This is a genomic window from Halomonas sp. DP8Y7-1 (assembly GCF_019801685.1).
Taxonomy (GTDB): domain Bacteria; phylum Pseudomonadota; class Gammaproteobacteria; order Pseudomonadales; family Halomonadaceae; genus Halomonas; species Halomonas litopenaei_A.
Genome location: NZ_JAHVIN010000003.1, coordinates 59924 through 84393, shown reverse-complemented (window position 1 = coordinate 84393; position 24470 = coordinate 59924). Strand labels below are relative to the sequence as shown.

General features: G+C 62.7%; 21 protein-coding genes. 18 read left to right on the top strand and 3 right to left on the bottom strand.

Translation table 11 applies throughout. From position 1 onward, the window contains the following. The first annotated feature begins 46 nt into the window (after positions 1 to 46). A complete protein-coding gene (locus tag KUV41_RS02230; protein ID WP_222483958.1) occupies positions 47 to 961 on the top strand; it encodes a methyltransferase domain-containing protein in 915 nt (304 codons plus the stop codon). Continuing rightward, the gene (locus KUV41_RS02225; RefSeq protein WP_206941037.1) at positions 958 to 1944 is read left to right on the top strand and encodes a methyltransferase; all 987 of its coding nucleotides are present in this window, start codon (positions 958 to 960) and stop codon (positions 1942 to 1944) included. Before KUV41_RS02230 ends, KUV41_RS02225 begins: the two co-directional genes overlap by 4 nt. 18 nt (positions 1945 to 1962) lie before the next feature. Here KUV41_RS02225 and greB read toward each other — a convergent pair whose 3' ends face one another. Further along, on the bottom strand, positions 1963 to 2514 hold the full coding sequence (gene greB, locus KUV41_RS02220; protein WP_206941035.1) for a transcription elongation factor GreB: 552 nt from the start codon (positions 2512 to 2514) through the stop codon (positions 1963 to 1965). Positions 2515 to 2848: 334 nt separating this feature from the next. On the opposite strand from greB, the gene KUV41_RS02215 reads away from it, so the two are divergent. From KUV41_RS02215 to KUV41_RS02185, 7 genes are all read left to right on the top strand, one after another. After that, the gene (locus tag KUV41_RS02215) at positions 2849 to 3547 is read left to right on the top strand and encodes a hypothetical protein (protein WP_261395884.1); all 699 of its coding nucleotides are present in this window, start codon (positions 2849 to 2851) and stop codon (positions 3545 to 3547) included. A gap of 113 nt (positions 3548 to 3660) precedes the next feature. Next, positions 3661 to 4287, top strand: a complete 627-nt coding sequence (locus KUV41_RS02210; protein WP_206941033.1) for an NUDIX domain-containing protein — start codon at positions 3661 to 3663, stop codon at positions 4285 to 4287. Position 4288: 1 nt separating this feature from the next. Further along, the gene (locus KUV41_RS02205; RefSeq protein ID WP_206941031.1) at positions 4289 to 4738 is read left to right on the top strand and encodes a DUF1249 domain-containing protein; all 450 of its coding nucleotides are present in this window, start codon (positions 4289 to 4291) and stop codon (positions 4736 to 4738) included. 124 nt (positions 4739 to 4862) lie between these two features. Next, positions 4863 to 5600, top strand: a complete 738-nt coding sequence (locus KUV41_RS02200; RefSeq protein WP_206941029.1) for a metallophosphoesterase — start codon at positions 4863 to 4865, stop codon at positions 5598 to 5600. 224 nt (positions 5601 to 5824) lie between these two features. Further along, the gene (cysD, locus tag KUV41_RS02195; protein WP_206941027.1) at positions 5825 to 6781 is read left to right on the top strand and encodes a sulfate adenylyltransferase subunit CysD; all 957 of its coding nucleotides are present in this window, start codon (positions 5825 to 5827) and stop codon (positions 6779 to 6781) included. Positions 6782 to 6907: 126 nt separating this feature from the next. Beyond that, entirely contained in the window at positions 6908 to 8335 is a 1428-nt protein-coding gene (gene cysN, locus KUV41_RS02190) for a sulfate adenylyltransferase subunit CysN (RefSeq protein WP_206941025.1), read from the top strand. A gap of 414 nt (positions 8336 to 8749) precedes the next feature. Then, positions 8750 to 9001, top strand: a complete 252-nt coding sequence (locus tag KUV41_RS02185) for a Rho-binding antiterminator (protein WP_224851996.1) — start codon at positions 8750 to 8752, stop codon at positions 8999 to 9001. Between the two features lie 72 nt (positions 9002 to 9073). Here KUV41_RS02185 and cmoB read toward each other — a convergent pair whose 3' ends face one another. Continuing rightward, a complete protein-coding gene (gene cmoB / locus KUV41_RS02180; protein ID WP_222483957.1) occupies positions 9074 to 10078 on the bottom strand; it encodes a tRNA 5-methoxyuridine(34)/uridine 5-oxyacetic acid(34) synthase CmoB in 1005 nt (334 codons plus the stop codon). Continuing rightward, entirely contained in the window at positions 10079 to 10822 is a 744-nt protein-coding gene (gene cmoA / locus KUV41_RS02175; protein ID WP_206941022.1) for a carboxy-S-adenosyl-L-methionine synthase CmoA, read from the bottom strand. A 178-nt stretch (positions 10823 to 11000) separates the two neighbouring features. On the opposite strand from cmoA, the gene pgi reads away from it, so the two are divergent. The 9 genes from pgi (at position 11001) to arcC (ending at position 24408) form a co-directional block, all read left to right on the top strand. Beyond that, complete coding sequence (pgi, locus tag KUV41_RS02170; RefSeq protein WP_222483948.1) at positions 11001 to 12671, top strand: glucose-6-phosphate isomerase; 1671 nt, start codon at positions 11001 to 11003, stop codon at positions 12669 to 12671. Between the two features lie 93 nt (positions 12672 to 12764). Next, a complete protein-coding gene (locus KUV41_RS02165; RefSeq protein WP_222483947.1) occupies positions 12765 to 13400 on the top strand; it encodes a YqiA/YcfP family alpha/beta fold hydrolase in 636 nt (211 codons plus the stop codon). 70 nt (positions 13401 to 13470) lie between these two features. Further along, on the top strand, positions 13471 to 15351 hold the full coding sequence (gene parE, locus KUV41_RS02160) for a DNA topoisomerase IV subunit B (protein WP_206941016.1): 1881 nt from the start codon (positions 13471 to 13473) through the stop codon (positions 15349 to 15351). 86 nt (positions 15352 to 15437) lie between these two features. Beyond that, positions 15438 to 17699 (top strand): DNA topoisomerase IV subunit A, encoded by a 2262-nt coding sequence (gene parC, locus KUV41_RS02155; RefSeq protein ID WP_222162840.1) that lies wholly within the window; start codon positions 15438 to 15440, stop codon positions 17697 to 17699. 64 nt (positions 17700 to 17763) lie between these two features. Next, a complete protein-coding gene (serB, locus tag KUV41_RS02150) occupies positions 17764 to 18972 on the top strand; it encodes a phosphoserine phosphatase SerB (protein ID WP_222483946.1) in 1209 nt (402 codons plus the stop codon). 548 nt (positions 18973 to 19520) lie between these two features. Then, positions 19521 to 20948: an arginine-ornithine antiporter gene (gene arcD / locus KUV41_RS02145; RefSeq protein WP_222483945.1), complete on the top strand. Its 1428-nt coding sequence runs from the start codon at positions 19521 to 19523 to the stop codon at positions 20946 to 20948. Positions 20949 to 21035: 87 nt separating this feature from the next. Continuing rightward, on the top strand, positions 21036 to 22292 hold the full coding sequence (gene arcA, locus KUV41_RS02140) for an arginine deiminase (RefSeq protein WP_222162843.1): 1257 nt from the start codon (positions 21036 to 21038) through the stop codon (positions 22290 to 22292). 98 nt (positions 22293 to 22390) lie between these two features. Then, entirely contained in the window at positions 22391 to 23401 is a 1011-nt protein-coding gene (locus tag KUV41_RS02135) for an ornithine carbamoyltransferase (protein ID WP_206941006.1), read from the top strand. A 77-nt stretch (positions 23402 to 23478) separates the two neighbouring features. Next, positions 23479 to 24408: a carbamate kinase gene (gene arcC / locus KUV41_RS02130; protein ID WP_222483944.1), complete on the top strand. Its 930-nt coding sequence runs from the start codon at positions 23479 to 23481 to the stop codon at positions 24406 to 24408. Positions 24409 to 24470 lie beyond the last annotated feature (62 nt).

Sequence of the window (24470 nt, the reverse complement as noted above, 5' to 3'; positions counted from 1 at the left end):
TGCTCGGTAGAATGCGCCTTTTGTGCGATCTCACTGGTTTCTGTCGATGTCCCAACCGTCACACGGCCCCGCTGCTTCGCTTTCCGAGGCGACCTGCTCGTCGCCAGCGGTCGATACGCCCGCAGCGTCCTCTTCGCTGTCGCCCCGCGGCGACCGCCATTTCGATGGTCTGGCCGACAAGTTCTCGGCCTCACTTTACGGCCACCTGCGCGGTGAGCTTCGCCTGTCCCTGCTGGATCGTCTGCTGCCAGAGATGCTCGATTTGGCGCAGCAGCCGGTGCTGGACGTCGGGGCTGGCCTTGGCCAGCAGGCGCAGTGGTTTCTGCAACGGGGCCATCAGGTAACGCTGGCTGAGCCCTCTGCCGAGATGTTGGAGCGGGCCCAGGCGGGAATCGAGCAGGCCGCAGCCGGTCGCGAGCTGGTGGCCGCCAAGGCCAGCTATCTGCCGCTGCCGCTGCAGGAGCTGGCAAGCGAAGCGCCGGGACCCTGGCCCCTGGTGGTATGTCACGCGGTGCTGGAATGGTTGGGCGATCCTCGCGAGGCGATCTCTCACCTGGCCTCGTTGTTAGCCCCAGGCGGCCAGCTGTCACTGATGGTGTTCAATCGCGACGCGCTGAGGCTGTCCAATGTGGTCAAGGGTAACCTGGACAAGGCGCTGGAAGATCGCCTGGAAGGCAAGGGCCAACGCCAGCGGCTGACGCCGATTTCTCCCCTGACCCATGCTCAGGTCACCGACTGGGCCGAGCAGGAAGGGCTTGTCTGTCAGGACGTGGCCGGTATCCGGGTGTTCCACGACTATCTACGTCGCCCCCCGCAGGATGATAGTGAGCTGGAACAGCTGGTGGCGCTGGAACACCGCTATTGCCAGATGGATCCGCACTGGCGCCTGGGGCGCTATCTGCTTTACACCTTTCGCCGCCCCTTGCCGGCAGACGCCAAGCGTCAGGAGATAACACCATGAGTGCCGACACCGCCGTATGCCAGCTGCTTGAGCGTCAAGACGCGGACTATCGTGGCTGGTGGTGGGTCGCGCCGCCGCGAGATAGCTGGCTGGAGGCCGGGGAGGGTTGTCTGGTCAGCGCGGACGTCTCGGTACGGGCTGCCTGGGAAGCGCGCCAGCGTTCGGCGCTGTCGCCCTTCAGTACGGAGCCTGCGTCACCCCCGGGGGCGGTACTGTTCTGGCCGAAGGCGCACGCCTTGGGGGAATGGTGGCTGCTGTGGTTGTGCCAGACCCTGCCCGAGGGCACGCCGCTGCAGCTGGTGGGGGAGCACCAGGGGGGCATCAAGCGAGTGCTCAAGGTCCTGGCGGCGCTGGGCATGGGCTGTCGCAAGCTCGACAGCGCACGCCGCTGTTCGCTGTTCGAGACGCGCACCAGCGCACTGGCGCTGGACCCTGAAGCAGTCTGGACCTCGTTCGAGGCGGCGGGCCTGCAGCTGTCGAGTCATCCGGGGGTGTTTGGCCACGGCAAGTTCGATGAGGGCACGCAACTGCTGATCGAACAGCTGGAGCAGCAGCTACCCCAGGGCAAGGTGCTGGATATGGGCTGCGGTGACGGCATTCTGGCGGCCTGGATGGCGCAGCTGGGGCGTGATGTCACGGCGGTGGATGTCAGCGCCTTTGCGGCAGAAGCCACGCGGCGCACGCTCAAGGCCAACGGGCTGACGGGGGAGGTGCTGGAAAGCGATGTCTATTCGGCGCTGGACGGCCAGCGCTTCACAGCGATTGTTAGTAACCCGCCCTTTCACCAGGAGCGGTCCATCGACTACGGCCCGGCGGCCCGGTTGATTCAGCAGGCGCCGGACCATCTCGATGCTGGCGGCCAGCTGATCCTCGTGGCCAACGCCTTCTTGCCTTATGCAGACCCTCTTGAGCGGGCCTTCGGTAGCTTCGAGATCCTGGCCGACAACGGACGCTTTCGCGTGTACCGCGCGGTGCGTCGCTGAAGCGCCTGTGAGCTTCGGTTAGCGGCCGGCGGTCTTGCCTGGCGTGCGGTAGTGAATCTCGGTGATCAACCAGGTGGTCTCGCCGCCCGGCGCGGCCACCGTCACCTCGTCATCCAGTGACTTGCCCAGCAGGGCCTTGGCCAAGGGCGCATCTACGCTGATCCAGCGCTTGCTGGTATCGGTCTCGTCGTGGCCGACGATGCGCAGCGACATCTCTTCGCCGTCTTCGTCCTCCAGGGTGACGAAGGCACCGAAGAACACCCGGTCGGTGTCGGCGGGAAGTCGGTCGATGACCTGCAGCTCGTCCAGGCGCTTGGTCAGGTAGCGAATGCGCCCGATGACGCGGTTCAACTCCTTCTTGTTATAGGTGTAGTCGGCGTTTTCGCTGCGGTCCCCCAGCGCTGCCGCTTCCCCCACCTTGGCCGACAGCTGTGGTCGCTTGACCCGGCTGAGGTGGTCAAGGATTCCCCTGAGGCGATCAGCGCCTTCCTGAGTGATCAGGTTGCTCTTGGGTTCCTGGCGCGGGTCCTTGGCCGGGTCACGCCAACGTGTCATGTTGCGGCCTTTCATGGCGATCCTCGGTGAGTCGTTGAAACAGACAAGGTCCACGAGGGTGCCGCGACTTGGGCCGCCGCGCAAGCGCCTTGGGTGGTGGGGAAAGGCCGGGAGAGCGATGCAGTGAGCGTTCAGCCAGAATGCGACTGGCGAATAAATCAAACGTTCGTTACATTTCGAGGAGGGCGCCAGAACGCGATGTGGTTTCTCGTATCGGGCTACACCCCAGCCGGTCAGTGCTCGGCCTGATTGCTGGGTCTGAATGCTGGGCCTGATCGCTCAGTTCGGCCGCCCACCATGACCACCCAGCATCAGGGTGCATCACAATAACAGTATCCGGAGCCGCCAAATGTCACGAACTCTGTTTTCCACCTCGCCTGATGTTCCATCCGTGTCCTTGCGCCAACGTCCGCGTCGGCTGCTGGCCACAACGGCGCTGACGCTTGTCACCCTGTCCGCTTGCCTCGCCAGTGGTGTGGCGCTGGCCTGGCAGGGTGAGCTCGACCAGATTAAGAATCGCTGGGAGAGCGTTACCACCTCGAGCGCCCTGTCGGCCCAGGAAGCCCCGTTGACGGCGCTGGCTGCCGAGGCCCGGGAGCTTACCGCGTCCAATCCCAACGTCAGCGAACTGCTGGTGTGGGAGGGCATCATTGAGGCGTCGCTGGCCAAGGCCAAGGGCGGGCTCGGCGCGCTGGACAACGCCAAGGCAGCGCGCCGCGCGCTGGAGCGGGCCATCGCACTGGATGCCAACGGCCTCGAAGGCTCGGCCTACGTGACCCTGGGAGCACTGTACGACCGCGCGCCGGGCTGGCCGGTCGCCTTTGGCGATGACGACAAGGCCGAGGAGATGTTCAAGCGCGCGCTGGCGATTCGCCCGGGTGGGGTGGACGTCAACTACTACTATGCCGCCTACCTGGCCGATGAAGGCCGCGACGCCGAGGCCCGCCAGCACGCGGAGAAGGCCATCAATGGCGCGGTTCGCGCCGGTCGCGAGGCCTCGGACCAGGCGCTCAAGGCCGAGGCGCGCGCACTGCTCAACGAGCTCTGAACCCCGCCGACTTTCCTGTTGTTTTCCGCCTTGACAGGAGGCCCCACCTGGACTCGCCTTGTGGGGCCCATGACCGATCCGGATAATGGGCCGATCTGTCAGCGGAGGCCCCCATGCCGGAAACGAGCCACATTGATGCCCCCTTCACCGTTCAGGATGTCGAGCTGGTGTCACGGGACTGCCTGTACCAGGGATTCTTTCGCCTGGACAAGCTGACCTACCGCCATCGCAAGTTCGAAGGCGGCTGGAGCGAGCCCGTGGTGAGGGAAGTCCACAGTCGTCACGATGCGGTGGGCGTCATGCTTTATGACCCCGAGCGCGACAGCGTCGTGCTGGTGGAGCAGATTCGTGCGGGAGCGCTGCAAGACCCCCACACCCCGTGGAAGCTGGAATGCGTGGCCGGACTGGTCGACAAGGATGAGTCGCTGGAAGATGTGGCTCGTCGCGAAGCGTTGGAAGAGGCGGGCTGCGAGGTCGGTGACCTCATCCTGCTGCATAGCTACTATCCTAGTCCTGGTGCCTGCGACGAACGCGTGACGCTGTTCTGCGGGCTGGTCGACACCCGTGGGCTGGGCGGGGTGCATGGCCTTGATGAAGAGCATGAAGATATTCGCGTGCATGTGTTGCCCTTCCAGCGGGCCTGGGAACTTCTCGGCCAGGGACGACTCGATAACGCCATGTGCCTGATCGGTTTCCATTGGTTGGCTGCCGAACGCGCATCGTTGAGAGCAAGGAGGTAACGTGACCCATCGCAGCGCTTATGTAACGGACTTGCGCACCCTGCAAAGCGAGTGCACCGCCAATTACATCCGTCTGTCTCGGCTTCTGGGTGACCTGGAGGAGGGCGAGATTCGCGACGTCGAGCTGCGTAATGGTGAGCGGCGCTTGGGCGCGCTGCGTCTGCACGTCGAAGAGTTGGCTCCTTACACCACCATTGTTCGCGTGACCCAGGAAGGCGTTCTCGACAGCGTCATCGACAGCCCGCGCATGCGGGTGCACCTGTACCACGACGTGCGCATGGCAGAAGTCACCGACTTTCAGCGTCGGCGGCATTTCGATGGGCGCTATCGCTATCCCAACGCGCACATGCATCAGCCGGATGAAAAGCTGCAGATCAATCGCTTCCTCGGCGAATGGCTGGATCACGGCTTGGCCCATGGCCACTCCCTGGACCTTCCTCAGCTGCCCTGACCACAGCTCCGGGCCCAACCTCTGATCTCGATCGCTTGCGCTCGACGCTGTCTGCGATACCCTGACCCTGCGCTGGCCCTCCTGGCGGAGGGCTTTCCTTGGTTTGGGCTGTCGAGACACTGCCATGCGTTTGATCCAGCTTAGCGATTGCCACCTGTATGCCGATCCCATGGCTCGCTCCCGACGGGGCCTGCCCGCTCGCCAGCTCGAGGCGGTCATCGCCGCGGTGGATCTGGACCGGCCAGACCTGGTGATGGTGACCGGTGACATCGCCCAGGATGAATCCGAAGGCGCGTACCGCCTGGCCACAGAGCGTCTGGCAGCGCTGGACTGTCCGTGGTTCTGGCTGCCCGGCAATCATGATGACCTGGCGCTGATGAGTGCAGAGCGAGAGGTGCTGGCAGAGGTCGACGCGGGAGCCTGGCGAGTGCTCAAGCTCAATACCCAGATACCGGGCGAGGCCAGCGGCCGGGTGGGCGAGGATGCCCTGGCTGCGCTCGACCAGCGGCTAGGCCAGGAGCTTCGTCCCACCGTGATCGTCATGCACCATCCCCCCATGGTCGTGGGCAGTGCCTGGATCGACGCCCTGGGGCTTGAGGATGCCGATGACTTCTGGGACGTGGTGGGACGATATCCGCAGGTAAAGATGGTCCTGTGCGGTCATGTGCACCAGGCCTTCCATGGCACCAGGGCACTGCCTGATGGTCAGGTAGAGGTGTATGCCTGTCCGGCTACCTCGGATCAGTTTCTGCCTGGCAGCGATGAGTTCGCCGTGGATGAGGCGTCCCGGCCAGGCTATCGCGTGGTGGACCTGAAGCGAGGGGGGGAGTGGCTGACCTGGGTGGAACGGGTCGAGCTGTAGCCAAGCGCTGCTGACATACCTGCGCCCACGTCCGGTGCCCCTTGCTTGGGCACTGATGGTCGTTGGGCGCGGAGGGTCGTTGGACGTAGTTGGTCGTTGTGTGCGCTTGGGCAAAAGTTCTTATGGTTCTAAAAAGATAGTTATTAATTCTTTTACGTTATTATTCCCTTCGCAGTATCCTCGCTGGCATCTTCCTTATTTCCGTCATGCGAGGTGTCCCGGTCATGACCAGCCTTTCCGCACCAGCCCGCGAGAGAGCCGCTCAGGCTTCTCTTACGCCGAAGCGACTGACTCACCTCAAGCAGCTTGAGGCCGAGTCCATCCACATTATCCGTGAGGTGGCCGCCGAGTTTTCCAACCCGGTGATGCTGTACTCGATCGGCAAGGATTCTTCGGTGATGCTGCACCTGGCGCGCAAGGCCTTCTATCCGGGGCCGCCGCCGTTCCCGTTGATGCACGTGGACACCACCTGGAAGTTCCGCGAGATGATCGCCTTCCGCGACCGTATGGCCGAAGAGGCGGGCATGGAGCTGATCGTCCATACCAACCAGGAAGGCAAGGCTGCCGGGATCAACCCGTTCGACCATGGGTCCAGCGGTTACACCGACGTGATGAAGACCCAGGCGCTGAAGCAGGCGCTGGACAAGTACGGGTTCGACGCTGCCTTCGGTGGTGCCCGCCGTGATGAAGAGGCCAGCCGGGCCAAGGAGCGCGTGTTCTCGTTCCGTGACAAGCATCACCGCTGGGACCCTAAGAATCAGCGCCCCGAGCTCTGGAACCTGTACAACGCTCGCATCAACAAGGGCGAGTCGATTCGCGCTTTCCCGCTGTCCAACTGGACCGAGCTGGACATCTGGCAGTACATCTATCTCGAAAACATCGACATCGTGCCGCTGTACTTTTCGGCCCCGCGTCCGGTGGTCGAGCGTGACGGCATGCAGATCATGGTCGACGACGAGCGCATGCCCCTGGCCGAGGGCGAGCAGCCCGAGGAAAAGTGGGTGCGCTTCAGGACCCTGGGCTGCTACCCGCTGACCGGTGCGGTGGAGTCGAAGGCCCAGACCCTGCCTGAGATCATCCAGGAGATGCTGCTGACCCGTACCAGCGAGCGCTCCGGCCGCGCCATCGACCACGATCAGGCCGGCTCCATGGAGAAGAAGAAGCGCGAAGGCTACTTCTGACGACGGCACCGACCGCACTCAGCCACGCGCCTTGCCCCGGCCGACAGTGACCGGGGACAAGGACGCAGATGACAGATCAAGGGCCGGACGTCCAGCGCGACGTCGGGTCACCCATAGGGGTACAGCATGTCTCACCAGTCCAGTCTGATTGCTGACAACATCGAGCAGTATCTGCACGAGCACGAAAACAAGGACCTGCTCAGGTTCATCACCTGCGGGAGCGTCGATGACGGCAAGTCGACCCTGATCGGTCGCCTGCTGCACGATTCCAAGATGATCTTCGATGACCAGTTGGCGGCCATCACCCAGGCCTCCAAGACCAAGGGCACCACCGGTGAGGAGGTGGATCTGGCGCTGCTGGTCGACGGTCTGCAGTCGGAGCGCGAACAGGGCATCACCATCGATGTGGCCTATCGCTTCTTCTCCACCGACAAGCGCAAGTTCATCATTGCCGACACGCCGGGGCACGAGCAGTACACCCGCAACATGGCCACCGGCGCCTCCACCGCGGGCCTCGCGGTGATCCTGATCGACGCCCGTTACGGCGTGCAGACCCAGACCCGTCGCCACAGCTTTATCGCTGACCTGCTGGGCATCCAGCACCTGGTCATCGCGGTCAACAAGATGGACCTGGTCGACTACGCCGAGGAGCGCTTCGACGAGATCGTCGCCGAGTATCGGGCCTTTGCCGAGCAGCTGTCGGCGTCGGACATTCGTTTCGTACCGCTGTCTGCCCTCAAGGGCGACAATGTGGTCGAGCGCGGCGACAACCTGAACTGGTACCAGGGCCCGGCCCTGCTCGAGCTGCTGGAAACGGTGGAAGTCAGCCGCGACCAGAACCTCAGTGACTTGCGTTTCCCGGTGCAGTACGTCAATCGTCCGAACCTCGATTTCCGGGGGTATGCGGGCACCCTGGAGGCGGGCATCCTGCGCCCTGGCCAGTCGGTCAAGGTGTTGCCGTCCAACAAGCTCAGCAAGGTCGAGCGCATCGTGACCTTCGACGGCGACCTGGATGATGCCTATCCGGGACAGGCGATCACCGTGACCCTGGAAGACGAGATCGACATCTCTCGCGGCGACTGGCTGGTGGCAGCCGATGCCGACATTACCCTGTCGAGTGCCTTCGACGCCGATATCGTGTGGATGCATGACGACGCGCTGGTGCCTGGTCGCCAATACGATATCCGCATGGCCGGGCGTGCCGTGTCCGGACAGGTCGAGGCGATTCACTACCAGGTCGACGTCAACACCCTGGAGCGTCACCAGGCGCAGCAGCTTGAGCTCAATGCCATCGCTCGCTGCCGGGTAGCGCTGACAGCCGAAGTGCCGATCGACGACTATGCGAAGATTGCCGGCACCGGCAGCTTTATCGTCATCGATCGTCTGACCAACGTCACCGTTGGCGCCGGCATGATTCGGGGTGCCGCCAGTGCCGAGGGCGCGTCTGTCGGGGAAGTCGACTGGGCAGGTTTCGAGCTGGAGCTTAACGCCCTGGTTCGCAAGTACTTCCCCCACTGGGAAGCCAAGGATGTACGTGACCTGCTGAACCGCTGACGCTGTCAAGGCAGTGCGAACAAGGCTCCTGCGTGCTGACGCAGGAGCCTTTGTTATGTGGGGGGATGGCCGTTCTGGATGCCCGTTCTGGATAACCGATGGAAGCATCCGCTGGATCAGGAATGGTAGCTCGAATTGGCGCAATACCAGCGCTCTGTCTGAGCGGCAAGGCTCGTGCTTTTCGGTGAAACTAACGCGGTTTGTGCAGCCAAATGGTGCCGCGCTGGTATCTGGGCTAGACCAAAGGCAGGATGCCTCGCATATGAGATATGTCACATGTCACGGCATCGACAGGGCGACGCATATCGGCAATCTCAACGTGATCCACAGATCTCGACACGAGTAAGTTAATACATAGGTGAGTTAATACTTGGGTGAGTTGATACCCAGGTGAGTTGATCAACAGGGGAGGGCATGAGCATGGTGGCTTGCCATCTCTACGATAATATTGAACTTGCTTGCTTGTACCATTTTCCGGTCAAGCTTTCCTTGAAGGGTGGGGTCGAAAAACAGGGCGAAGCGGTAGACACCTCGTTCAACGAGGACCATGAGGAGTGCTTGTCGCTGCGCACTGAAGGAGGTGACCGGCTGGTGGTGCTCGATGACATCACCCGCATGGAGGTGCTGGTCGACAACCCTCATTTCATGGTGCTGGACTTCGTCTGACACCTTTAGTCGCGATGGCGTGCCGAATGACGACGCCCTGCCGATAGACTCGGCAGGGCGTCTTGCCGTCGGTCATGCTGGCCGGGTGGCGATGATCACCGCACGCCGTGGTGCCGGATGTCCCTCTCGGGTGAGTTGGGGGTTCTCTGGATCAAGAAAATCATTCAGTGATTGAAAGGTCATCCAGTCCGTCGCGCGCTGTTCGTCCAGGCTGGTGGGGCCTTCATCGACAACGCGCACGTCACAGAATCCGACCTTTTCAAGCCAGCCAACCAAGGCCTTGGACGACGGCAGGAAGTAGACGTTGGGCATCGCGGCGTAGCGGTCTCCCGGCACCAGCACGCGGGTTTCATCGCCCTCGACCACCAGGGTTTCCAGCACCAGCTCGCCACCGCGACGCAGGGCGTCCCGTAGCTGTATCAAGTGCTCCAGCGGTGATGGACGGTGGTAGAGCACGCCCATGGAAAACACCGTGTCGAAGAAGCCGAGCCGATCAGGGACGTCTTCGATACCGACCGGCAGGAAATGGGTGCGTCCGCCATCGGCCTCGCCGACGAAGTGCTTGACGGCCTGGAACTGCCAGTAGAAGCGCGGCGATGGATCAATGACCAGCACGAAGTCGGCCCCGGCCCCGGCCATGCGCCAGGCGTGGTAGCCATTGCCTCCACCGACGTCGAGCACCTTGCGGCCCCGCAGCGGCGCCAGGTACGGCGCCAGGCGCTGCCATTTCCAGTCCGAGCGCCATTCGGTATCGATGGTGATTCCAGCCAGCCGGTAGGGCCCCTTGCGCCAAGGGATCAGCGCCCGAAGCAGGTTCTCGCTTTGACGCTGACGGCTCTCATCCAGCTCTAGCGATACCTCGACGGTGTCCTGGTCCAGGTGGACCTGGCGCTTGTCCGGTAGCGTCGGGAGCTTGGCCACGGCCTTTTCCCAGGCGGGAAGGTCACCATGACGCTGACGGTCCAGACCGCTGGCAAACTGTTCGGGCAGTCTGGCAAGCCAGGTGCCCATGCCGGCGTGGCGAAAGGAGTGTTCAAGGAAGGCGCGATACAGATCACGCTGATGCTTGGGGATCACTCAAGCCTCCTTGAAGGCAATCATGGAGGCGAAGTTCAGGTACTGAAACCAGGTCAGCGAGCGGCCGAAGCCGGCATCCGCCAGGCGCTGATGATGCTGCTCAAGGGTATCGGGAATCAGCACGTTTTCGAGGGCGTTGCGTTTCTGGCTGATTTCCATGTCGCTGTAGCCGTTGGCCCGCTTGAAATCATGGTAGCGCTCCACCAGCCAGGCGTTGTCCTGCTCGTCGCCGGACTTGATCTTCTCCGACAGCACCAGCACGCCGCCGGGCTCCAGCGCCTGATACAGCCGTGCCAGCAGGTCGTTGCGATCTTCCGGTGCCAGGAACTGCAGCGTGAAATTGAGCACGATCATGCCGCTGGGGCGGTAATCGATGTGACGGATGTCCCCTTCGATGACCTCGATGGCGTGCTCGGGACACTCCTCTGCCAGGGTCTGACGTGCCCGTTCCACCATGGCCGGGGACAGGTCGATGCCGGTCAGGGTGAAGGCGTCCCGCGGAAGCTGGCCGGCCAGCGCCAGGCCTACGGCGCCCAGCGAGCAGCCAAGGTCGTAGACGTGGGCGCCGTGGCGCAGATGGCGCTCGGCCAGCACGCCCAGCATGCCAAGGATCTGGCCGTAGCCGGGAACGGACCTGCGGATCATGTCGGGGAAGCAGGCGACGACACGCTCGTCGAACGAAAAGCGCGCTACCTTGTCCAGGGGTGTGGAAAAGATGGCGTCACGGTAAGATGCGTCACTCATGGATTGCCAGTGTTGTCGGGCTCGGGGGCTGTGATTGTACGCGTCCTGGGCCCGCGCTGCACGATGAGGCAGCTGCCGTCGCTGACCCGTTACACCTTTGACCTGGGGAACCGTCGCAGACGTGACATGGATGCAGCCCAGGCTGCCGCTCCCCAGACTATGCCCAAGGAGAGGATAGATGCCGACGATCGACCAAACCCAGGCCTGGCGGTCCCTGCAGGACAAGGCCCAACAGGTAGGACAGCGCCACCTGTGCGACATGTTCCGTCAGGACCAGGGGCGTTTCGCCACCTTCAGCCGGGAAGCGGCTGGCCTCAAGCTGGACCTGTCAAAGCAGCGTTGGGATCAGGATACCCTCGCGGATTTGCTGCACCTGGCCGAGGAGGCAGGGGTGCCGGCAGCCACTCAGCGTCTGCTGGCCGGCGAGAAGGTCAATATCAGCGAGGATCGGCCTGCCTTGCATACCGCCTTGCGCCTGCCCGCCGATGCGTCGCTGGTGGTCGAGGGGGAAGACCTGGTGCCGGCGGTGCATGCCACCCTGGACAAGATGGCCACCATGGTCGAGCGCTTCCACTCGGGACAGTGGCGCGGCGCCACCGGCAAGCCGATTCGTGATGTGGTCAACCTGGGGGTGGGCGGCTCCGACCTCGGGCCGCTGATGGTGACCCACGCCCTGGCCGACTATCGTCCTCAGGGGACTCATCCGGTGGAGGTCCATTTCGCCTCGACCATGGACGGCTCGCAGCTGGTCGACTACCTGACCCGCTTCGATCCTGAAACCACGCTATTCGTGCTGTCGTCAAAATCGTTCACCACGATCGACACCCTGTCCAACGCCAATACGGCGCGGGACTGGCTGCTGTCCCGGCTGGTAGGCTCGCGCCAGGAAGGCGTCGACCATGAGCTGGTACTGCGTCAGCACTTCATCGGCGTATCCGCCAGTCCCGAGAAGATGGCCGAGTGGGGCATCGCCTGTGACCACCAGCTCGAATTCTGGGAGTGGGTCGGCGGGCGCTACTCGCTGTGGGGGGGTATTGGCCTGCCCATCGCACTGGTGATCGGGATGGAGGGCTTCCGTGCGCTGTTGGCCGGTGCCCATACCATGGACGTGCATTTCCAGAAGGCGCCCTTGGCCGACAATCTGCCGGTGCTGCTGGCCCTGGCCGGTATCTGGAATAACAACTTCCTGGACATCCGCGCCCACTCGATCTTGCCCTACGACGGCCGACTGGAGTACTTCGCCGCCTATCTCGAACAGCTTGAGATGGAGTCCAACGGCAAGTCGGTCACCAATGACGGTGACACGGTGGACTATTCCACCTGCCCGGTGCTGTGGGGACAGCTCGGTCCCAACGCCCAGCATGCGTTCTACCAGTTGCTGCACCAGGGCACCCAGGCGGTGGAGTGTGACTTCATTGCGCCCCTGGCGCGCTACGAGGATGTCGAGGATCCGGCCACCCGTGAGCACCTGATGGGTCAGCACCGCCTGACTCTGGCCAACTGCTTTGCCCAGTCGCGCGTGTTGATGCTGGGTGATGACGCCATTGCCGAGGACGGCCCACGGCCCGAGCACAAGCGTTATCGTGGCAATCAGCCCTCTACCACCTTGCTGCTGGAGCGGTTGACGCCGGAAACCCTGGGCGCCTTGATTGCGCTGTACGAGCACAAGGTGTTTGTGCAGGCGACCATCTGGGGCATCAATCCCTTCGACCAGTGGGGCGTTGAACTGGGTAAGAAGATCGCCAACGAGACCCGTGACATCATTGAATGGCGTCAGGGTCTTGATGATATGGACGATTCCACCCGAGGCCTGATCGAGGCAACCTGGCAGGCCTCGCGGGAGCGCTGAAGCGATGACAGTTCCCGCTGGCTCCCTGCATCCCGCAGTGGGTCAGCGGGGCGGCCCTGTCAGTAAACTGGCCATTTATACAGGTTTTCCGTTATGCTGAGCCCCATGACGCCTCAGACGTCGCCAGTCGCCACCGGCATCTTGTACCTGCACGGGTTCAATAGCGCCGGGGCGTCGCCAAAGGCACGCCTGGTCAAGGCCGCCTGCGACGCACTGGACCTGCCCTGCGAGACCCCGGATCTGCCGTCACGCGCCGTCGATGCGCTGGCGCTGGGTGAGTCTTTGATGTCGCGTCTCGGGCCGCAGCCGCTGGTCATGGGCAGTTCCATGGGTGGCTTTCTGGCCACGGTATTGGCCGAGCGACACGGGCTCAAGGCGGTATTGGTCAATCCGGCGGTGCGCCCGGCGCGGCTGGTCGATACTATGCTGGGCCAGAGCTTTGTGAACGCCTACACCGGAGAACGCTTCGTGGTCGAGCAGGGGCATCGTGACCAGGTGGCCCAGCTGACGCCCGAGAGCGTGACCCCGTGGCGTTACCTGCTGCTGCTGGTGACCCAGGACGAGACATTGAACAGTCACGATGCGTTCGAGGCCTATCGCGGCGCCAGAGCGGTGCTGCATCCCGGAGGGGAGCACGGCTTCAATGCCCTGGCCGATTACCTGCCAGCGGTGTTCGCCCACGCCGGGCATCGCCTTGAACCAGGCGTGATGGCGCCGGTGATGGACTAGGCGCAGACCCTCGCGACTGGCGCCAAGGCAGAAAAGAGACGATTCCAGTCATCCTGATGATGGACCACGCATGACCCAATACAGTGCCAGTTCGATCGAGGTGCTTTCCGGGCTGGAGCCCGTTCGCAAGCGCCCCGGCATGTACACCGACACCTCCCGCCCGAATCACCTGGTGCAGGAGGTCATCGACAACAGTGTCGACGAGGCCCTCGCCGAGCACGCCAACGAGATTCGCGTGGTGGTGCGCGATGATGGCGGCATCGAGGTGTCGGACAACGGTCGTGGCATGCCCATCGACGTGCACCCCGAGCACGGAGTGTCGGGGATCGAGCTGATCATGACGCGCCTGCACGCAGGCGGTAAGTTCTCCTCATCGAGCTATCGCTTTTCCGGCGGTCTTCACGGTGTCGGGGTATCCGTGGTCAACGCCCTGTCCAGGCGCCTGGAAGTGGAAGTGCTGCGCGATGGCGAGCGCCACGCCATGGCCTTCGAGCACGGCGACAAGGTCGAGGATCTGCACGTCATCGGTACTGCGGCCAAGCGGGCCAAGGGCACGGTGGTGCGATTCTGGCCGGACGTCAGCTATTTCGATAGTCCCAATCTGGCCGTGGGCCGCCTCAAGCACCTGCTGCGCGCCAAGGCAGTGCTGTGCCCCGGGCTCAAGGTGGAGCTGGTCGAGGCCGATGGCACCGCCACCACCTGGCAATTCGAGGACGGTCTGCGCGACTACCTGGCCCAGACCACGGACGGCTACGAGGTCCTGCCAAGCTCGCCCTTCGTCGGTCACTTTGCCGACGACGAGCAGGCGGTGGACTGGGCGATCCAGTGGCTTCCCGAGGGCGGCGACTCGTTGATGGAAAGCTACGTCAACCTGATCCCCACCGCCCAGGGGGGCACCCATGTGAATGGGTTGCGCTCCGGCCTGCTCGACGCGCTCAAGGAATTCTGCGAGTACCGCAGCCTGCTGCCCCGTGGCGTCAAGCTGACCGCCGAAGATCTGTGGGAGCGCGTCGCCTACGTGCTGTCGGTGAAGATGCTGGATCCGCAGTTCGCCGGACAGACCAAGGAGCGGCTGTCGTCGCGCACCGTGGCGGGCTTCGTGTCCGGGGTGGTCAAGGACGCCTTCTCGCTGTGGCTCAACCACCATGTGGATCAGGCAGAGGCCTTGGCCGAGCTGGTCATCAGCGCGGCTCAGCGGCGCCAGAAGAGCTCCAAGAAGGTGGCCCGCAAGAAGGTAACCTCTGGTCCTGCACTGCCCGGCAAGCTGGCCGACTGCAGCGGTCAGGACCCTGCCATGAGCGAGCTATTCCTGGTCGAGGGCGACAGCGCCGGCGGCAGCGCCAAGCAGGCACGCAACCGCGAGACCCAGGCGATCCTGCCGTTGCGCGGCAAGATCCTCAATACCTGGGAGGTCGACTCCCATGATATCTACGGCTCCCAGGAGGTCCACGACATTGCCGTGGCCATCGGTGCCGACCCGGCCAGCGCCGACCTGTCCAAGCTGCGCTATCACAAGATCTGCATCCTCGCCGACGCTGACTCTGACGGGCTGCACATCGCCACGCTGCTGTGCGCGCTGTTCGTGCGCCACTTCCCCTCGCTGGTCGACGCCGGCCATGTGTTTGTCGCCATGCCGCCGCTGTACCGCATCGATCTGGGCAAGGAGGTCTTCTACGCCCTTGACGAGAGCGAGAAGGCCGCCATTCTGCGTTCTCTGGAAGGCAAGCGCGGGACACCCAATGTTCAGCGCTTCAAGGGCCTGGGTGAGATGAGTCCGCTGCAGCTGCGCGAGACGACCATGGCGCCAGAGACGCGCCGCCTGGTGCAGCTGACCCGGGAAGATGGCGACGGCACGCTGGAGATGATGGACATGCTGCTGGCCAAGAAGCGCGCCTCGGACCGCAAGAGCTGGCTTGAAGACTACGGCAACCTGGCCGATATCGACGTCTGATCCGGCCGAGGCAGAGCGGGCGGCGCCGGTTGCGCCTGGGAATACCATGTCGTCGCTTGCGGCGACCAGGATGAGAACGAGGGAACATGACTCTGGACATTGAGGTGGCGGAGGGCGACGTCGAGCGACTGTCCCTGCGCGAATACACCGAGAAGGCCTACCTCGACTATTCGATGTACGTCATTCTCGACCGGGCATTGCCCCATATTGGCGACGGCATGAAGCCGGTACAGCGGCGCATCGTCTACGCCATGCGTGAACTGTCGCTGAACGCCAATGCCAAGTACAAGAAGTCCGCGCGTACCGTCGGTGACGTGCTGGGTAAGTTTCACCCCCATGGCGATAGCGCCTGCTATGAAGCCATGGTGCTGATGGCGCAGCCGTTCAGCTATCGCTATCCGCTGGTCGATGGCCAGGGCAACTGGGGTAGCCCAGACGATCCCAAGTCCTTCGCGGCGATGCGCTACACCGAAGCCAGGCTGTCGAAGTTTGCCGAGGTGCTGCTCAGTGAGCTGGGTCAGGGCACCGTGGACTGGGCGCCCAACTTCGATGGCACCATGAACGAGCCGGTGGTGCTACCGGCACGGCTGCCCCACGTGCTGCTCAATGGCGGCACCGGGATTGCCGTGGGTATGGCCACGGATATTCCGCCCCATAACGTGCGCGAGGTGGTCGAGGCCACCTGCCAGGTGCTGCGTAACCCCTCGGTGACGACGGCGGATCTGATGGCGCACCTGCCGGGACCGGACTTTCCCACCCAGGCGGAGATCATCACTCCCCGCGCCGACCTCAGAAAGATCTATGAAAGTGGCCGTGGCAGCGTCAAGATGCGCGCCCGCTACGAGTTCGACAAGGAAGAAAGCCAGGTCATCATCACCGCGCTGCCGTATCAGGTCAGCGGGGCCAAGGTGCTCGAGCAGATCGCTGCCCAGATGCAGGCCAAGAAGCTGCCGATGGTGGCCGACCTGCGCGATGAGTCCACCCATGAGGAGCCGACCCGTCTGGTGATCGAGCCCCGCTCCAATCGGGTCGACATCGAGGCGATGATGGCGCACCTGTTTGCCACCACCGACCTCGAGAAGAACGTCAGGGTCAACCTCAACGTGATCGGTCTCGACGGCCGTCCGCGGGTGATGCCACTGCCGGAGCTTTTGGGCGAATGGCTCGATTTCCGGCGTACCACGGTACGCCGGCGGTTGGAGCATCGGCTGGGCAAGGTCAACGATCGCCTGCACCTGCTGGAAGGTCTGTTGATCGCCTACCTCAATATCGATGAGGTGATCCGGATCATCCGTGAAGAGGATGAGCCCAAGAGCGCCCTGATCGAGGCCTTCGGTCTCAGCGATCGTCAGGCCGAGGCCATCCTGGAGCTGCGCCTGCGTCATCTGGCCAAGCTGGAGGAAATGAAGATCCGCACCGAGCAGAGTGAGCTCGAGGCGGAGCGCAAGCGGCTCGAGGAGCTGCTGGGCAGCGACGAGGCCATGACCGATCTGATCGAGCAGGAGCTCAGACAGGCGGCAGAAGAACACGGCGATGAGCGTCGCTCGCCCATCGTCGAGCGTGGCGAGGCCAAGGCGCTGTCCGAAGTCGAGCTGGTCGGTGCCGACCCGGTCACCGTGGTGCTGTCCGAGAAGGGCTGGATTCGCGCGGCCAAGGGTCACGATATCGATCCGGCTGGCTTGTCCTACAAGGCGGGAGATGCCTTCCATCTGGCCGCCCGGGGCAAGACCAACCAGCCGCTGGTGCTGCTGGACGATACCGGCCGCGCCTACACCTTGCCGGCCCATCAGTTGCCCAGCGCCCGTGGCCAGGGCGAACCGGTGACCGGCAAGGTCAACGTGGTGGCCGGTGCGCATATGGCGGGGGTCATGCTGGCTCCCGGCGACTCCCGCTACCTGCTGGCCTCCGACGGCGGCTATGGCTTTGTTGCGCGACTCGAGGACCTGACCGGCAAGAATCGCTCCGGCAAGGCGGTGCTGTCACTGCCCAAGGGCTGCAACGTGTTGCCCCCGGTGGAGCTGCCGGCGGCCGAAGAGCTGACCGTGGCCACGGTATCCAACGAGGGGCGGCTGCTGCTGTTCCCGCTGGAGCAGTTGCCGGAGATGTCCAAGGGCAAGGGCAACAAGATGCTCGATATTCCTGGCGCCCGGGCCGCCCGGCGTGAAGAATTCGTGCGTGGACTGGTCGTGTTGGCCCCAGGAGACACCCTGGTGGTCCATGCTGGCAAACGTAAGCTATCGCTCAAGAATGGCGAACTCGACTACTATCGCGGCGAACGCGGGCGTCGGGGCAGCAAGCTGCCGCGCGGTCTGCAGAAGGTTGATCGGCTGGAGCGCGTCGAGGCCTGATCCTCGGTGGGGGTTCACGTTGTCGCCACCCCATACAAGGCGGTGAGGTTACAGGACAGACTACATGACCAGAAGAATCTTGATGCGTGCCACCGGCCAGGCTCGTCCTGGCCAGCTGGCTGGACTTGGCAAGGCGCTGGCCCGCAGCGGGGCAAGACTTCTCGATATCAACCAGAGCGTGACCTTCGGCATCGTCTCGCTGGAGGCCCTGGTGGCGTTGGATCACGAGGCGGACCTGGAAGGTGCGCTGGCCCACACCGGCGACGAGCTCGGGCTCGATGTGCAGGCGATCCAGATCAGCGCCGAGGAGTACCATCGCTGGAGCCAGACCGCGGGTCAGCCGCGGTGGATCATGACCTTGCTGGCGCCGCGACTGCCTGCCGGCATCCTGGCCGAAGTGGGGGCGCTGACGGCAGAGCACGGGCTGACGGTGGAGTTGATGCATCGCCTGTCCGGACGCGAGCCGCTGGACGGCGAGGCGCCGGCTCAGGGCAGCTGCGTCGAATGCTGGCTGCGCGGCGAACAGATCGATCTCGAGTCGCTGCGCGAGAAGGCCCTGGCCCTGGGCGCGGCCCACGGGGTGGATATCGCGCTGCAGGAGGACTCGATCTGGCGTACTCATCGTCGTCTGGTGTGTTTCGACATGGATTCGACCCTGATCAAGGCCGAGGTCATCGATGAGCTGGCCAGGCGTCACGGTGTCTACGACGAAGTGGCGGAGGTCACCGAGCGGGCCATGCGCGGTGAGCTGGACTTCCAGGAGAGCTTCCGCGAGCGCATGTCCAAGCTCAAGGGGCTGGATGAATCCGTGCTGGCCGAGATCGCCGCTGAGCTGCCGTTAATGGACGGCGTCGAGACACTGATGGCTCAGCTCAAGCGCTTGGGCTATCGCACCGCTATCCTGTCCGGTGGCTTTACCTACTTCGCGCGCTATCTCCAGCAACGCCTAGGCTTCGATGAAATCCACGCCAATGAGCTGGTCATCGAGAACGGCAAGGTCACCGGTGAGGTGCGTGAGCCGATTGTGGACGCCGATCGCAAGGCGCTGCTGCTGCGCGAGATCGCCCAGCGCGAGGGCATCTCCATGGAGCAGACCATCGCCGTGGGAGATGGTGCCAACGATCTCAAGATGCTGGCGGCAGCCGGCCTGGGAATTGCCTTCCGGGCCAAGCCCATGGTCAGAGCCCAGGCGAGACAGAGTATCTCGACCCTTGGTCTTGATGCCGTGCTGTACCTGATCGGCTATCGCCAGGCGGATTTGGCGCAAGAGTGACCGGCCAAGACTGACCGGCCAAGACTGATCGGCCAAGACTGACCGGAAAGGACATCACGCTGGATGGGGCACCATGCCAGCACACTCGAAAGGGGAGTCTTCGGACTCCTCTTTTTCGTTTGTCCTGTGCTTTCTCCCTGCGTGTTCGTCGTGTCTCGGCGCGTTCTCGTATTCTCGGCGCGTTCTCGTATTCTCTGCGCGTTCTCTCATGCTGTGTGTTGTTCTGTTCACGACGTCCTTTGGGCGGCTTTCTGGTGCAGGTGTCTCTGTTTATGGCGTCCTGAAGCAGGGGAGTGGACGTTCGTGAAAGTGCTCAATACTTGACCCAAGTGGTGGTCACATTAGGTGGCTATCGTTGCCGTCCAGGCATGCAGATCAATGATGTGTTGTGGAGCCGCATTTCATGATCGATGTCGAATAAATTCGTCTTGCTTCACGCTGTTGATACGAGTCACCGAAGAAGGGAATACCTCGGTTTGGGGCGTTATCGCGGAGAAAAAAGAGCGTAGGCTGAATCGGCAAACTTTTTTTCCTGCGAGGAAGCCTCCATGGAAACACCCAGACATAAGCTCGGGCTTTGTGCACTGCTTGCGCTAGTCGTTGGTTCGATGATTGGTGGAGGAATCTTTTCACTGCCGCAGAACATGGCGGCAAGTGCATCTCCTGGAGCGATGCTGATTGGATGGAGTATTACGGCGGTCGGCATGTTGTCGCTGGTGTTCGTCTTTCAGACGCTGGCCAATCGCAAACCGGAACTGGATGCCGGTATCTATGCCTACGCCAAGGCGGGGTTCGGCGACTACCTTGGTTTCTCTTCTGCCTGGGGCTACTGGATCAGCGCCTGGCTCGGAAATGTCAGTTATTTCGTTCTTCTCTTCAGTACCCTCGGTTTCTTCTTTCCCGCTTTCGGTGATGGCAATACGCCGCTCGCGGTGCTGTGCGCCTCAATGCTGCTATGGAGCGTTCACTGGCTTGTCTCGAGGGGCATTCAGCAGGCGGCATATATCAATATCGTGACCACCGTCGCCAAGGTGGTTCCGCTGGTGATGTTCATCGTGCTGGCGTCGATTGGGTTTCGGCTGGACGTCTTTACTCTGGATATCTGGGGGCAGGCCAACCCTGATCTTGGCAACGTGATGGATCAGGTGCGCAACATGATGCTGGTGACGGTGTGGGTGTTCATCGGCGTCGAGGGCGCGAGCATCTATTCCTCGAAGGCTCGGGAACGTCGCGATGTGGGGCGGGCCACTGTGCTCGGCTTTCTCGGTGTACTGCTGCTGTTGGTCATGGTCAACGTCCTGTCCATGGGCATCATGTCCCAGCCTGAACTCGCGGGTCTTAAAAACCCTTCCATGGCGCTGGTACTCAGCCATGTGGTGGGTCCCTGGGGGGGATACCTGATCAGCGCAGGCTTGGCGATCTCGCTATTGGGAGCCTTGCTGTCGTGGACGCTACTGTGCGCCGAGATACTTCGTGCCGCTTCCAGTGACGGCACCATGCCCGCGGCCTTGAGCAGGGAAAACGTCAACAAGGTGCCGGTCAAGGCGCTATGGCTATCCAATGGCCTGATCCAGGTGTTTCTTCTGCTCACGCTGCTCAGTGAGTCGACCTATCTCAGTCTCTTGTATCTCGCGAGCTCGATGATTCTGGTGCCTTACCTCTGGTCCGCTGCCTATGCCCTCATGCTGACGTTGAAGGGCGAGGGGTACGAGAGATCCCCGGAAGATCGCCTGAAGGATGCTTGCATCAGTGGCTTGGCCACGCTGTATGCCCTTTGGCTTCTGTATGCGGGAGGCATCCAGTATCTGCTGCTCTCGGCGCTTCTCTACGCGCCAGGCGCGATCCTGTTTATCTGGGCTAAGCGTGAGCGCGGTGAGGCCGTCTTCAAGCGCTACGAGATGATCATTTTTATGGCGACTGTCGGTGCTTTTTCCTTGGCAGTAGCAGGTCTTTATCAAGGGTGGTTAAGCCTCTAGGGGGAGTCGAATAGAGTAGGTGAAAGAGGTTCTGGAGAGTGACTTTCTGATACGAATTCCCTTGTTCATAGGGGAAGGAGAAAAGCGATGAAGACAGGCGGTTCTCGATTGGGTGTGTACTCGGAAGTGGGTAAGCTTCGCAAGGTCATGGTGTGTTCACCGGGGCTTGCTCACCTCAGGCTGACGCCCAGTAATTGCGACGAGCTGTTATTCGATGATGTGCTCTGGACCAATCAGGCGAAGCGTGATCACTTCGACTTCGTGACCAAGATGCGTGAGCGTGATGTCGAAGTGCTCGAGATGCACAATCTGCTGACCGAAACACTGGAAAATCGTGACGCGGTGCGCTGGATTCTGGACCGCAAGATCACCTCCAACCTGGTCGGCCATGGTCTCGCGGATGAAGTTCGCGCCTGGCTTACCGACCTTGAGCCTCGGCGTCTAGCCGACTTTCTGATCGGCGGGGTGTCCTGGGCCGATATCACCGAGAGTCATGGTGGCGAGACCCTCAAGACCTTCCGTGACTATCTGGGGCGCTCGAGCTTTGTGTTGCCGCCGTTGCCCAACACCCTGTTCACTCGCGATACCACCTGCTGGATTTACGGTGGCGTCACCCTCAACCCCATGTACTGGCCGGCCAGGCGCCAGGAAACCTTGCTGACGTCAGCCATCTATCGCTTCAACCCGAGGTTTGTCGGCGCCGACTTCAAGGTGTGGTATGGCAACCCTGATCAGGACCACGGTGCTGCAACGCTGGAAGGTGGCGATGTCATGCCGGTGGGCAACGGCGTCGTGTTGATCGGTATGGGGGAGCGTACCTCGCATCAGGCCATCGGCCAGGTGGCCAGCGCCTTGTTCCGGGCGGGTGAAGCCGAACGGGTCATCGTGGCGGGCTTGCCGCGTTCTCGTGCCGCGATGCATCTGGATACGGTGTTCAGCTTCTGTGATCGCGATCTGGTCACGGTCTTCCCGGAGGTGGTCAAGGATATCGTGCCGTTCAGCCTGCGCCCGGACGAGAGCAAGCCCAGTGGCATCGACGTGCGACGCGAGAATCAAGGCTTCATCGAGGTCGTGGCTGAGGCCCTTGGTCTGCCCAGGCTGCGTGTGGTGGAGACCGGCGGCGACAGCTACGAGGCCGAACGCGAGCAGTGGGATGACGGCAACAATGTGGTCGCCCTCGAGCCCGGTGTGGTGGTCGGCTATGACCGTAATACCTACACCAACACCTTGCTGCGCAAGGCAGGCGTCGAGGTCATCACCATCAGTGCCAGCGAACTGGGGCGCGGACGTGGTGGCGGTCACTGCATGACCTGCCCCATTTCCCGCGATGCCGTCGACTACTGATACCGGCTTGTGACGTCGATCGCTGACGTCAGCGGAACCGTCTTTTTCTCTTTTGGCTTCCCATCGACGGCTGCCAGGCAGCCGTCAAGGAGACACTCATGGCGTTCAACATCCACCATCGTCACCTGCTGTCACTGATGCATCACTCCGAGCGCGAGCTGCGCTACCTGCTGGACCTGTCTCGTGACCTCAAGCGCGCCAAGTACAGCGGCTGCGAGACCCAGCGGCTGAAGGGCAAGAACATTGCGCTGATCTTCGAGAAGACCTCTACGCGGACCCGCTGTGCGTTTGAAGTGGCCGCCTATGACCAGGGCGCCAATGTGACCTACATCGACCCGACCTCGTCCCAGATCGGTCACAAGGAGTCCATGCGTGATACCGCTCGGGTCCTGGGACGCATGTATGACGCCATCGAGTATCGCGGCTTCAGCCAGGAGGTGGTGGAGGAGCTGGCGGCCTTCTCTGGGGTGCCGGTGTACAACGGGCTGACCGATGAGTACCACCCGACCCAGATGATCGCTGACGTGTTGACCATGCGTGAGCACGCGGAGAAGCCACTGCACGAGATCTCCTTCGCCTATCTGGGGGATGCGCGCAACAACATGGGCAACTCGCTGCTGCTGATCGGCGCCAAGCTGGGCATGGACGTGCGTATCGCCGCGCCAAGGGCGCTCTGGCCGGATGAAGAGCACCTGGCCAACTGTCGTCGCTTTGCCGAGCAGAGTGGGGCACGACTCTGCCTGACCGAAGATCCCCAGGAAGCGGTCAAGGGCGTCGACTTCATTCACACCGATGTGTGGGTCTCCATGGGTGAGCCGGTGGAGGCATGGGCCGAGCGCATCGACCAGCTGCTGCCCTATCAGGTCAACCAGGCCTTGCTGGCGGCGTCGGGCAACCCACGGGTCAAGTTCATGCACTGTCTGCCCGCCTTTCACAACTGCGACACCAAGGTGGGGCGTCAGGTCGCCGAGCAGTATCCGGTCCTCAAGAACGGTATTGAAGTCACCGAGGAGGTGTTCGAATCCCCGGCCTGCATTGCCTTCGAGCAGGCGGAAAACCGCATGCACACGATCAAGGCGGTAATGGTGTCGACGCTGGGAGATGTGTGAGTCGCTGGCGTCGATGTTGGCCTGAACCTGGCGAGTGGCCTGGTGCCGCTCGCCAACCTGAACCGGGAGAGTAGCGTATGCGTATCACCATAGCGCTTGGCGGTAATGCACTGCTGCGACGAGGCGAAGTCATGAATGGGGACGCCCAGCGCGCCAACATTCGTATCGCCTGTGAGCAGATCGCGCGAATCGCATCGGGCAATGAGCTGGTGATTGCCCACGGCAACGGGCCCCAGGTAGGCCTGCTGGCGCTGCAGGGGGCGGCCTATGACGAGGACAATGCCTTCCCGCTGGATGTGCTGGGGGCCGAGACCGAGGGCATGATCGGCTACATGATCGAGCAGGAGCTGGGCAATCTGTTGCCTGGCGAGGTGCCGTTCGCCTCGCTGTTGACCCAGGTGGAAGTCGATGCCGCTGACCCGGCCTTTGCTCATCCTACCAAGCCGATCGGTCCCATCTACTCGAAGGAAGAGGCCAGCCGTCTGGCGGAGCTCAAGGGCTGGGCCATGGCCAAGGACGGTGATCATTATCGCCGGGTGGTGCCGAGTCCCAGGCCCAAAAGGATCTTCGAGATTCGCCCACTGCGCTGGCTTCTTGAGCGGGGCACTGTGGTGATCTGTGCCGGCGGCGGTGGGATCCCCACGGTGTACGCTGAGGACGGCAAGCTTCAGGGCATCGAGGCCGTCATCGACAAGGACATGTGCTCGTCGCTGCTGTCTCGAGAGCTCGCCAGTGATCTGCTGATCATCGCCACGGATGTTGACGGTGTCTACCTGGAGTGGGGAACGCCCCAGAGCCGGCGGGTGGCGGAGGCCGATCCTGACAGCCTGGAAGCGCTCGACTTCGCTAGCGGGTCCATGGGCCCCAAGGTGCAGGCGGCCTGTGAGTTTGTGCGAGCCAGCGGCAAGACGGCGGTGATCGGAGCACTCGCTGATATCGAAGCCATCGTGGCGGGACGTGCCGGCACCCGCATTACTGCTGAGGCGCAGGGCTTGTCCTTCGCCTGAATGGCTGGCAGCAAGGGAGTGCCCCTGGCTGGTGACGGACTTGGCGAGATGGCAGTGCCGCT

Excerpts from the sequence above, each read along its gene's own strand:
- KUV41_RS02230 (WP_222483958.1), top strand. The coding sequence starts at position 47 with ATGTCCCAACCGTCACACGGCCCCGCTGCTTCGCTTTCCGAGGCGACC.
- KUV41_RS02225 (WP_206941037.1), top strand. The coding sequence starts at position 958 with ATGAGTGCCGACACCGCCGTATGCCAGCTGCTTGAGCGTCAAGACGCG.
- greB (WP_206941035.1), bottom strand. The coding sequence starts at position 2,514 with ATGAAAGGCCGCAACATGACACGTTGGCGTGACCCGGCCAAGGACCCG.
- KUV41_RS02215 (WP_261395884.1), top strand. The coding sequence starts at position 2,849 with ATGTCACGAACTCTGTTTTCCACCTCGCCTGATGTTCCATCCGTGTCC.
- KUV41_RS02210 (WP_206941033.1), top strand. The coding sequence starts at position 3,661 with ATGCCGGAAACGAGCCACATTGATGCCCCCTTCACCGTTCAGGATGTC.
- KUV41_RS02200 (WP_206941029.1), top strand. The coding sequence starts at position 4,863 with ATGCGTTTGATCCAGCTTAGCGATTGCCACCTGTATGCCGATCCCATG.
- cysD (WP_206941027.1), top strand. The coding sequence starts at position 5,825 with ATGACCAGCCTTTCCGCACCAGCCCGCGAGAGAGCCGCTCAGGCTTCT.
- cysN (WP_206941025.1), top strand. The coding sequence starts at position 6,908 with ATGTCTCACCAGTCCAGTCTGATTGCTGACAACATCGAGCAGTATCTG.
- KUV41_RS02185 (WP_224851996.1), top strand. The coding sequence starts at position 8,750 with ATGAGCATGGTGGCTTGCCATCTCTACGATAATATTGAACTTGCTTGC.
- cmoA (WP_206941022.1), bottom strand. The coding sequence starts at position 10,822 with ATGAGTGACGCATCTTACCGTGACGCCATCTTTTCCACACCCCTGGAC.
- pgi (WP_222483948.1), top strand. The coding sequence starts at position 11,001 with ATGCCGACGATCGACCAAACCCAGGCCTGGCGGTCCCTGCAGGACAAG.
- KUV41_RS02165 (WP_222483947.1), top strand. The coding sequence starts at position 12,765 with ATGCTGAGCCCCATGACGCCTCAGACGTCGCCAGTCGCCACCGGCATC.
- parE (WP_206941016.1), top strand. The coding sequence starts at position 13,471 with ATGACCCAATACAGTGCCAGTTCGATCGAGGTGCTTTCCGGGCTGGAG.
- parC (WP_222162840.1), top strand. The coding sequence starts at position 15,438 with ATGACTCTGGACATTGAGGTGGCGGAGGGCGACGTCGAGCGACTGTCC.
- serB (WP_222483946.1), top strand. The coding sequence starts at position 17,764 with ATGACCAGAAGAATCTTGATGCGTGCCACCGGCCAGGCTCGTCCTGGC.
- arcD (WP_222483945.1), top strand. The coding sequence starts at position 19,521 with ATGGAAACACCCAGACATAAGCTCGGGCTTTGTGCACTGCTTGCGCTA.
- arcA (WP_222162843.1), top strand. The coding sequence starts at position 21,036 with ATGAAGACAGGCGGTTCTCGATTGGGTGTGTACTCGGAAGTGGGTAAG.
- KUV41_RS02135 (WP_206941006.1), top strand. The coding sequence starts at position 22,391 with ATGGCGTTCAACATCCACCATCGTCACCTGCTGTCACTGATGCATCAC.
- arcC (WP_222483944.1), top strand. The coding sequence starts at position 23,479 with ATGCGTATCACCATAGCGCTTGGCGGTAATGCACTGCTGCGACGAGGC.